This is a genomic window from Rhodococcus sp. MEB064 (assembly GCF_000834565.1).
GTDB lineage: Bacteria > Actinomycetota > Actinomycetes > Mycobacteriales > Mycobacteriaceae > Rhodococcoides.
This window is the reverse complement of the sequence record NZ_JXQS01000006.1, coordinates 87,731-97,593: the sequence shown is the minus strand read 5'-3', so window position 1 is coordinate 97,593 and position 9,863 is coordinate 87,731. Positions and strand designations below refer to the sequence as shown.

Annotated in this window: 11 protein-coding genes; 9 read left to right on the top strand and 2 right to left on the bottom strand. The window is 67.1% G+C overall.

Annotated features, from left to right (window positions below; translation table 11 throughout):
• The 6 genes from RU01_RS03175 to RU01_RS03150 form a co-directional block, all read left to right on the top strand.
• Positions 1-639: 3-dehydroquinate synthase family protein (locus tag RU01_RS03175; protein WP_042573070.1), on the top strand; the 639-nt coding region annotated here is incomplete at its 5' end.
• On the top strand, positions 632-1,444 hold the full coding sequence (locus RU01_RS03170; protein WP_042573051.1) for an O-methyltransferase: 813 nt from the start codon (positions 632-634) through the stop codon (positions 1,442-1,444). The genes RU01_RS03175 and RU01_RS03170, both read left to right, overlap by 8 nt.
• Complete coding sequence (locus RU01_RS03165) at positions 1,441-2,736, top strand: ATP-grasp enzyme (protein ID WP_042573050.1); 1,296 nt, start codon at positions 1,441-1,443, stop codon at positions 2,734-2,736. Before RU01_RS03170 ends, RU01_RS03165 begins: the two co-directional genes overlap by 4 nt.
• Positions 2,729-3,796 (top strand): D-alanine--D-alanine ligase family protein, encoded by a 1,068-nt coding sequence (locus RU01_RS03160; protein WP_231568579.1) that lies wholly within the window; start codon positions 2,729-2,731, stop codon positions 3,794-3,796. Before RU01_RS03165 ends, RU01_RS03160 begins: the two co-directional genes overlap by 8 nt.
• Positions 3,796-4,557, top strand: coding sequence for a TauD/TfdA dioxygenase family protein (locus RU01_RS03155; protein WP_042573049.1), 762 nt, complete (start codon positions 3,796-3,798; stop codon positions 4,555-4,557). Before RU01_RS03160 ends, RU01_RS03155 begins: the two co-directional genes overlap by 1 nt.
• 65 nt (positions 4,558-4,622) lie before the next feature.
• A complete protein-coding gene (locus RU01_RS03150) occupies positions 4,623-4,823 on the top strand; it encodes a hypothetical protein (RefSeq protein WP_042573048.1) in 201 nt (66 codons plus the stop codon).
• Here the strand turns inward: RU01_RS03150 and RU01_RS03145 are convergent.
• Positions 4,807-5,715, bottom strand: a complete 909-nt coding sequence (locus RU01_RS03145) for a LysR family transcriptional regulator (protein WP_042573047.1) — start codon at positions 5,713-5,715, stop codon at positions 4,807-4,809. The two genes, RU01_RS03150 and RU01_RS03145, sit on opposite strands and share 17 nt — an antisense overlap.
• A gap of 85 nt (positions 5,716-5,800) precedes the next feature.
• On the opposite strand from RU01_RS03145, the gene RU01_RS03140 reads away from it, so the two are divergent.
• Complete coding sequence (locus RU01_RS03140) at positions 5,801-7,042, top strand: MFS transporter (RefSeq protein ID WP_231568578.1); 1,242 nt, start codon at positions 5,801-5,803, stop codon at positions 7,040-7,042.
• 28 nt (positions 7,043-7,070) lie between these two features.
• The gene (locus tag RU01_RS03135) at positions 7,071-7,796 is read left to right on the top strand and encodes a pirin family protein (RefSeq protein ID WP_042573046.1); all 726 of its coding nucleotides are present in this window, start codon (positions 7,071-7,073) and stop codon (positions 7,794-7,796) included.
• Here the strand turns inward: RU01_RS03135 and RU01_RS03130 are convergent.
• Complete coding sequence (locus tag RU01_RS03130) at positions 7,787-9,001, bottom strand: CaiB/BaiF CoA transferase family protein (RefSeq protein ID WP_042573045.1); 1,215 nt, start codon at positions 8,999-9,001, stop codon at positions 7,787-7,789. The two genes, RU01_RS03135 and RU01_RS03130, sit on opposite strands and share 10 nt — an antisense overlap.
• A gap of 177 nt (positions 9,002-9,178) precedes the next feature.
• On the opposite strand from RU01_RS03130, the gene RU01_RS03125 reads away from it, so the two are divergent.
• Positions 9,179-9,859: a YoaK family protein gene (locus RU01_RS03125; protein ID WP_042573044.1), complete on the top strand. Its 681-nt coding sequence runs from the start codon at positions 9,179-9,181 to the stop codon at positions 9,857-9,859.
• Positions 9,860-9,863 lie beyond the last annotated feature (4 nt).

Below are 9,863 nucleotides of genomic sequence, written 5' to 3'. Positions count from 1 at the left end.
ATCTCGGTGGTGGGCAACCTCGAGATCTTCGAGATGCTCGAGAAGCACGGTGCCGAGTTGCTGACGACGCGGTTCGGACACCTCGACGGCACCGCCGAGCTGCGGGACATCGCGGACCGTCTGACGTACAAGGCGATCGCGACGATGCTGGAACTGGAAGCGCCCAATCTCCACGAGATCGACCTCGATCGCGTGATCGCTTTCGGCCACACCTGGAGCCCCACACTGGAATTGACTCCGCCCGCTCCGTTCTTCCACGGGCACGCCATCAACATCGACATGGCCTTGTCGACGACGCTGGCCGAACAGCGCGGACACATCACCGCCGAGGACCGCGACCGAGTTCTCGGAGTCATGAGCCGCATCGGTCTCGCACTCGACAGCAGCTATCTCACGGCCGACCTGCTGGCCGACGCCACGTCGTCCATTCTCAAGACTCGTGATGGGATTCTCCGCGCGGCAGTGCCGGCGCCCATCGGGTCGTGCGAATTCCTCAACGACGTGACCGTCGACGAGTTGGCGGACACGCTCACGCTGCACAAGAAGATCTGTCTCGAGCACGATCGGGACGGTGACGGCGTGGACATGTTCACCTCACCTGCGCCCGAGGCCGGAGTCGGTTCGTCGACCGATGCCTGATACGCACGAAACAGCGGGGCCACGTCCGGTCACTCCGACGACGATCGCGGCGCACGAGCTGACGGTTCTGTGCGACGAGATCGCGTCGGGCAGCAGCGGTGACGACATCGTCGCGCGTCTACGGCGTGCTCGCGATGTCGTCGCCGGTCTCGATCCGTACCTGGACCGGTGCACGTCCCCCGAAACCCCTGCTCTGGCCGACCTGGCTGCTCGCACCAGGTCGGCCGAGTGGGCCGGGAGCGCCCTGGAGCAGGAAATGCTGTCCGGCCACGTCGAGGGACAGTTCCTCAAGTTCCTCGTCGGCATGACCGGCGCGGTGAACGTTCTCGAGATCGGCATGTTCACCGGCTACTCGGCGCTGGCGATGGCCGAGGAACTTCCGTCGGGTGGTCGCGTGGTCGCCTGCGAGGTGGACCGGGCGGTCGCCGACTTCGCGCGGTCGTGCTTCGACGCCTCCCCCGTCGGCGATCGGATCGACATCGTCGTCGGGCCCGCGGCGGACACTCTTCTCTCCCTGGCGTCGGACGAGCGCACCTTCGACCTCGTCTTCATCGACGCCGACAAGGGCGGGTATCTGCACTACCTGAATGCGCTGCTCGACTCGACACTGCTGGCGCCCCGCGCTGTCATCGCCGTCGACAACACGCTGTTGCAGGGCGAGCCGTACCTCGACGAGTCCCGGTCGGTGAACGGTTCTGCGATCGCGGCGTTCAACGACGCGGTCGCCGCGGATCCCCGCGTGGAGCAGGTCGTCCTCCCGCTACGGGACGGACTGACTCTCATCCGTCGATCGACCGCATCATGAGGGGCACGACCGGCCGGTCCGTCACGGCGCTGGCGGTGCTGGCGCTCACTGCCCCACTCGATCTGATCGCCGTCGCCACCACGGTCGGGTCACGGCGCACCGCTCCGGGAACTCCCGCCCGGGAACGGCGGACGGTGCTGATCAACGGCGGCAAGATGACCAAGTCGCTCCAACTCGCACGCTCCTTCCATGGGGCAGGACACCGCGTCGTCCTGGTGGAGTCGGCGAAGTACCGCTACACCGCTCATCGGTTCTCCCGAGCCGTCGACGTCTTCCACACCGTCCCCGAGGCGTCCGACGTCGGCTATGCCGAAGCTGTCGCAGAGATCGCCCGCCGCGAGAACGCCGACGTGTTCGTTCCCGTGTCGAGCCCGGCATCGAGCGTCCCCGACGCGGAGGTCGGCCGACTGCTCGCCGGGGTGTGCGACGTCATTCATGTGGACTCCGCCACGGTGGCGATGCTCGACGACAAGGTCCAGTTCTCGAAGACGGCCGAATCGCTGGGCCTCCGAGTTCCGCAGTCCCACCTGATCACCGATCGCCGACAACTGCTCGATTTCGACTTCCCGCCGGGGCGCCGCTTCATCCTCAAACGGATCGCCTACAACCCGGTCGGCCGCATGGACCTGACACCGTTGTCCCGGGATACGCCGGATGCCAACGCGGAGTTCATCTCTCGGTTGTCCGTGTCGGCCGACGATCCCTGGATCCTGCAGGAGTTCGTGGACGGGCAGGAGTACTGCACTCACTCGACCGTCAGGAACGGACGGGTCCAGGTGTACGGGTGCTGCGAGTCCTCCGCGTTCCAGATCAACTACGCGATGGTGGACAAACCCGAGATCCGCTCCTGGGTAGAGCATTTCGTGGGCGAGCTGGGGCTCACAGGTCAGGTGTCCTTCGACTTCATCGAGGGCGCCGACGGTCACCCCTACGCCATCGAGTGCAACCCGCGCACACACTCGGCCATCACGATGTTCCACGATCACCCGGACGTCGCGGCGGCGTACCTCGAGGACGGCCATCCCGTCATCACTCCACTCCCGACTGCACGCCCCACCTACTGGCTCTATCACGAGGTCTGGCGGCTGCTCACCGAGCCGGGACGCGTGCACCGACTGCGGACCATCCTCGGTGGCAAGGACGCGGTCTTCACCCGCTGGGATCCGCTGCCGTACTTCATGCTCTACCACCTGCACCTGCCGTCATTGCTGTGGGCGAACCTGCGCAAGGGCGGGTCGTGGAGTCGAGTCGACGCCAACATCGGCAAGCTCGTGGAGGCCGGCGGTGACTGACACGACGACTCCCGACACCTCGGGAACCCTGGCGATCCTGCACCTCGTCGGCTCGGCCGTCGACGACTTCCACTCGGACCTCTCGCGCGTCTACGCGCGGGACGCCCTGTCCTCCCTCGCCGACCCGGCGAGATACACCATGCACATCGCCCTGGTCTCCTCCGATTCGACATGGCGGTTCCCGGCCGACCTGTCCGACGCGGCCGTCGCCGCGGCGGACGCGATGTCGGTGTCCCGAGCACTCGATCACATCGCCGACCTCGGCATCGACGCGGTGGTCCCGCAGATGTTCTGCCTTCCCGGCATGACCTCGTACCGCGCACTGTTCGACGTGCTTCGAATCCCTCTGCTGGGCAACAGAGCCGATGTCATGGCCCTCGCCGCCGACAAGGCCCGGACGCGGGCGATCGTCGCCGCCGCAGGGGTCGATGTACCCGAGGGCGTCGTGGTGACGGCGCGGAGCGACGGCGGCAGCCCTCTCCCCCTTCCGGTCGTCGTCAAGCCCGTCGACGCCGACAATTCCGTCGGAGTGGCTTTGGCCCGGACTGCCGACGACTACGCGGCGGCACTCGAGGACGCCGGTCGTCATTCCGAGCGAGTGCTGGTCGAGACCTACATCGACCTCGGCCGCGAGGTGCGGTGCGGCATCGTCGTCGTCGACGGGCAGGTCGTGTGCCTGCCGCTCGAGGAATACGCGGTCGACGCGACGAGCAAGCCGATCCGCACCCGTGACGACAAACTCGCCCGTGACGACGACGGCGAGCTGTACCTGGTGGCGAAGAACGCGACGCGGGCATGGATCGTCGCCGAGGACGATCCGGTGACCGAGCGGGTCTGGGAGATGGCACGAATAGCTCACCGCGCGTTGGGTTGTCGGCACTACAGCCTGTTCGATTTCCGCATCGACCCGGACGGTCGGCCGTGGTTCCTCGAGGCCGGCCTGTACTGCTCGTACGCCCGCGGCAGTGTCGTGGCCGTGATGGCCGCCGCTGCCGGTATCGGTCTGCCCGATCTGTTCGCGAGCGGCCTGAAGGAACTCGCCGAAGAAGGAGAACGCTGATGCGCCATACCGTCATCGACCCTGTCGGAGTGCTCGTCGAGGACGCCGACGTCGAGTCGCTCGAACCCTCTCAGGTCGAGGAGATCCGCACTCTCGCCGCGGAGCACGGCGTCGTCGTCTTCCGCGCGCAGACCCTCGACGACGTGCGCTTCGCCGACTTCCTCCGAAGCCTCGGTGAGATCGTCTTCACCGAGGGTGAGACGCCCGTCGACGGACACCCCGATCTGAACGTCATCAGCAACGTCGGCCGCACCACGACTCCCCGGTCCACCTTCCACGTGGACACGAGCTACGTCGCGAAGCCGCCGTCCTACACCGCTCTCCGCGCGGTGACGGTCCCCCGCGAGGGCGGGCAGACCGTCTTCAGCAACCAGTACCGCGCGTGGGAGACGCTGCCGGTCGACATGCGTTCCGATCTCGCGGACCGCACTCTGACCCACGTCGTCACCGGACTGGACCTGCCCGACGACGCCGAGTCGTCCGCGGAGCATCCTCTGGCGGCACTGCATCCCCTCTCGGGCCGCCGGTCGCTGTACATGTCCACCCCCAAGCGGTGCGCCTCGATCAGCGGGATGACCGCTGAGCAGACGGCCCGGACCGTGCAGTTCCTCTACGACCACTCCACCGCGGAGAGAAACGTCTATCGGCACACCTGGCAGCCCGGCGACGTCGTGCTGTGGGACAACCGGTGCGTCATGCACCGGGCCGACCATTCCGGAGTCGTCGGTGACAGGGTGATGCATCGCGGCATGGCCCGGTAGCCGAAGGACCCACAGGCACTTCCCAGCTTCCTGTCAGCAGGATCGCGGGTCGGACGCGCACTCTGGTGATCGTCACCGAACCACTCGATCGTCAGGAGCAATCCCCCGTGCTGGACTACCTCGTCACCTCGTCCGCCGCTCTCGGCGCCGTCGGCATTTTGGCCGTCATGGCTGCTGCGGGCTCGGTGGCGAAGTCCGCACCCGCGGGCCTCGTCGAACCCGATCGCCACGGCCCCGTCCTGCAGGACATCAGCGGCCGACGATAGCGGGGCCTCGCCGCACCACCATGTCGCGGAACGCGACGGCGGGAGCCGGCATCGGCCGAGCGGGCCACACCACTCCGATCCGCCGACGCGCTGCCCTGTCGTTCAACGCGATGTCGACAGTGGGCAACACCCCCGCGGAGCCGTTCGAGGGTGGGAGGACGCTCACGCCGAGTCCTGCACCGACCAATCCGCGCACCGTGTGGAAGTCCTGCCCTTCGAAGGCGATGGTGGGCGCCATACCTGCTTCCGCCCACAGCGTTTCGCACACCGAGCGCATCCCGTAACCGTGCTCCATGACGACGTACGGCTCGTCCGCGGTCTCCACCAGGTCCAAGACCCGCCGACCGGCCAGACGGTGGTTCGCCGGAACCACGGCGACGAGGCGCTCCTCGAACAGCCCGAACGACGTGTCGGGACCGTGCTCGTCGCCGAGGGAGACGAAGGCCAGATCGGCACGGCCGTCCTCCAGCCGGTCCAGGCACCGAGCTCGTGCACCTTGATCGAGCGCGAACGTCACCGCCGGGTGGTCGGCCAGGAACCGTCGGATCAGCAGTGGCAGTACGCCCTCGCCGACAGTGTTCTGGAAGCTCACCGAGATGCGACCCCGCGTCCGGGCATCCTGCTCACTCATCGCATCGAGCCCGGCTTCCACATCGCGAGCGGCACGTTCGAGGAACGGCATCAGAGCTCGACCCGCCGCCGTCAGAGCGATTCCGCGACCGCGTCGTTCGATCACCGGAACACCCAGGATCGCCGACGCGCGAGCCAATTGCCTGCTGACGGTCGGTTGCGGAACGCCGAGCCGGTGGGCGGCCTCGGTGATGTGTTCGGTGTCGGCCACGGCCAGCAGCGTGGGAATCAGCGGCAGCAGCGATTCGGCCTCGGTGCGCATACCCCGAAAGATACGTCAAGATCATCGATCGGCGACGTCGAATGCATTGGACGAATGGATCGTCACCGGCCTACCGTCGATGACTGTGAGCACCGATCGTTCTTTCACCCACACGCCGATCGCGCAGGATCAGTGGGACGGCCACGTCAAGGGATCGCGGGAGTACCGCAAGCTCGTCGCGGCCCTGCTCCTGGCCGGTATCGCGACGTTCGCCCAGCTCTACTCCGTGCAGGGCATCCTGCCGCTGATCGCGTCGTCGCTGTCCATCACGCCGTCGCAGTCGTCCCTCGCCGTCGGATGCGCCACCGTCGGCGTCGCGGTCGCGGTACTCCCGTGGTCGATGGTGGCCGACCGGGTGGGACGCGTCCGGGCCATGAGCATCTCGATCGTCACCGCCACAGCCCTCGGACTCGTCGTCCCGCTGTCGACCTCGTTGCCGATGCTTCTCGGCGTCCGGTTCGTCGAAGGGGCCGCCCTCGGCGGACTGCCTGCCATCGCGATCGCATACCTCAGCGAGGAAGTGGATCGTCGTCACACCGCGGTCGCCGCGGCCACCTACGTGTCCGGAACGACCATCGGCGGCCTGCTGGGTCGGATCGTCGCCGGTCCGGTGGCCGAGGCGACCAACTGGCGCATCGGCACGCTCACCGTGTCGATCATCGCGGCACTGGCCGCGGCGACCTTCCTGCGGCTGGCACCCACTCCGCGGCGAGCCCTTCCCGACGGACAGGAAGGGCCGGGGCTGCGCGAGAAGATCATGTCGAACCTGCGCGACCCGGGTATGCGCGCCCTGTACGGACAGGCATTCCTGCTGATGGGCGGATTCGTCACCGTCTACAACTACCTGGGGTTCCGGCTCGAGGCAGCACCGTTCGGCCTTCCACAGTCGCTGATCAGCCTGATTTTCGTAGCGTATCTCAGTGGAACCGTCTCCTCACGTGTGGCGGGTCAGCTCGCCGGGCATTTCGGGCGGAGTGTCGTGCTCGCCGGATCGACCGGCGTCATGATCGCCGGCGTCGCCCTCACCGCGTTCGACGCCTTGGCGATCGTCCTCGTGGGACTGGTGATTTTCACCATCGGATTCTTCGCCGCGCATGCCATCGCATCCGGATGGACCGGGCACCGTGCGACCGTGGGCCGGGCGCAGTCCGCCTCGCTGTACAACCTCTTCTACTACGGGGGATCGAGCATCGTCGGGTGGACGGGCGGTGTGATCTTCCAGGCGTTCGGGTGGACCGCGATGGCCGCCTTCGTCATCTCCCTGGCCGTCCTGGCAGCGCTGTGGTCGCTGGTGCTGCGAACCCCCCGGCCGGCTGAGAGCCGATAGCCGGCGGGTGGCCGGTAGCGTTGCCGCGATGAGCGTCGTCGTGATTCCCTCGGCCGAACGCATCCGGTGGCGCGACGGGTGGCTGGATTCGCGTCAGTCGTTCCCCGTTGCCGGCAACTATTATCTGGCAGCCAACGCGTTCGGCCTACTCCTCGTCCACAACGACGACATCGTCGACGCCGGCGAAGGGTTCGACAGCCACCAGCACGCGGACGTCGAGATCGTCACGTGGGTTCTCGAGGGAGCGCTCGTCCATCGCGATTCGATGGGCAACGAGGGCGTCATCACCGAGGGTCTGGCGCAACGCATGAGCGCAGGGACGGGAGTCGTGCACTCCGAGCGCAACGCGGCCGGGTACAGCTCGAGGGCTCGCCTGCGGGTGATCCAGATGTGGTTACCGCCGGATCGCCTCGGAACGGAACCGAGCTACGAGGAGTACGCGGCCGGCGAGGATCTGGCGTCGGGACGGCTGGTCACCGTCGCATCCGGGATGGAACGCGACCGCGGTGGCACCGCCGTCGGACTGGGCAACGGCGCTGCGGCGCTGCATGTCTCACGACTCGTGGCGGGAACGCCGGTACTGCTCCCCCGAGCCCCGTTCGTGCACGTGTTCGTCTCCCGTGGCACTGTCACCGTCGACGGTGTCGGCACGCTGGACGAGGGCGACGCCCTGCGTGTCACCGACTCCGGCGGACACGGTGTCGCCGGCGACGGCGCAGAGATCCTGGTGTGGGAGATGCACTCTCACGCGTGATCGGTGTGCTCGCCGACGCTGTCCAACACCTCGGTGGTGTGCTGCCCCAAGGCGGGCCCCGGAGGGCGGACGCGGCCCGTCCGCTCCCCCAACACCGGGACGACCCCGGTGAAGAGGACGTCGCTCGCCTCGTCGTCTCCGGTGTCGACCGATACCGTCTCGATCATTCTGCGCGCCACGAACTGCGGATCGACCGAGACATCGGCCGCGGTGTTGATCGCCCCGCACGGCACGTCGGCCGCGCCGAGCTCTCGGAGCGCGTAGTCGCGTGTCCTGATGGCGGTCCATTCCCCGATGGCGTCGTCGATCTCGTCTCGACGCGCCCACCGTCCCGGCCCGGTCGCGAGTTCCTCGTCGGACGCCAGGTCCGGTCGGCCGATGGCGAGCATGTAGCGCGTGAAGATCGCATCACCGTTGCCGGCCACGACGATCGAGAGGCCGTCGGAACACACGTAGGCGTTGGACGGCGCGATCCCCTCCATCCGGCCTCCGAGCCTGGTCCTCTCGACGCCGTAGGCGGAATAGTCCGGGACGAGCGACTCGAGCATCGACAGCATGGACTCGCCGAGCGCGACGTCGACGGTGCGAGATCCCGTCTGCGGACCGCTGCTCAGCCCTCGCCGGTACAACTCCATGACCGCACCGAACGCGGCGTACAGGCCGGCGATGGTGTCGCCGATGGACACGCCCACTCGCACGGGCGGCCTGTCCGGATCACCGACCAGTTCCCGGAATCCGCTGTGTGCCTCCGATACTGCGGCAAAACCCGGCCGGGCGGACAACGGTCCGCTCTGTCCGTACGCGGAGACGCGGACGAGGATGATCCCCGGCCTCGTCGCCTCGAGGACGTCCGGACCGATGCCCCACTTCTCGAGCGTTCCGGGGCGGAAGTTCTCGACGACGATGTCGCACGACGCCGCGATACGGAGAACGTCCCGGCGCCCCTCCTCGGTGCGCAGATCCAGCACCACCGATTTCTTGCCGCGGTTGAGGGTGTGGAACAACATCGACGTATCACCCTTGTAGAGACGCCAGGAGCGGGTCTCGTCCCCTGTCCCGGGTCGTTCGATCTTGATCACCTCGGCCCCGAAGTCGGCGAGCAGCCGTGACGCGGTCGGGCCGGCGATGTAATTGCCAAGCTCCAGAACTCGCACCTCCGACAGCGGGAGATCGGGGTGTGTGTCCGGTGTGGATCCCTCGGTCATGACCGTCCTTTTCGATGCTCGTCCGTGCCGATCGTACGATTCTGTCGGACGTTGTGACCGTTACCGAGGAAACAGGAGATATCGGTCGTCTACATACGGTGTAGGTGCTCTCAACCCGAGAGGCAGTGACAATCGCCATGACGACGTGAGCCGGTACTCGCTCTACCGTCGGAATTCATGAATGCCATCGCGGACAAGGAAGCTCGGTTGTCCTGGGTGCTTGCCGGCCTGGCCGGTCTGGTGGGTGCCGCAGCCTTCACCAACACGGCCGGCTATTTCGTCACCTTCATGACGGGCAACTCCGAACGTGCGGCGCTCGGGTTCTTCCGCGGGCAGAACGCCATGGCGGGGGCGGCGATCGCGTTGATCGTCACCTTCGTCGCGGGCGTCGTCGTCGCGTCGATCTGCCGCCGACGGCTGTGGAGCGACCACCCGCACGGCGCCACTGTTCTGACGAGCGTGTTCCTGGCCATCGCCAGCGTCGTGGACGTCATCGAGAGCGGAATCGCCGCATCCCGCGTCGAGTTCCTGCCCATCCTGTTCGTGTCCTTCGCGATGGGCGCGCTCAACACCTCGTTCAGCAAGAACGGCGAGGTCGTCATCCCGCTCAGCTATGTCACCGGCACGCTGGTCAAGATGGGCCAGGGCATCGAGCGGCACATGGCGGGCGGTTCCGCTTCCGACTGGCTGGGCTACGCCCTTCTGTACGCGTCGTTCGTCGGTGGTGCGGTGCTCGGCGGCATCATCAGCCTGGCCATCACAGGACCGCAGATCCTCATCGTGGCGACGGCGGTCTGCATCGTCACCACGTTCTACACCTACCGCCAGAGCGACGAGGAGACCCCGATCCTCGGGTGACACC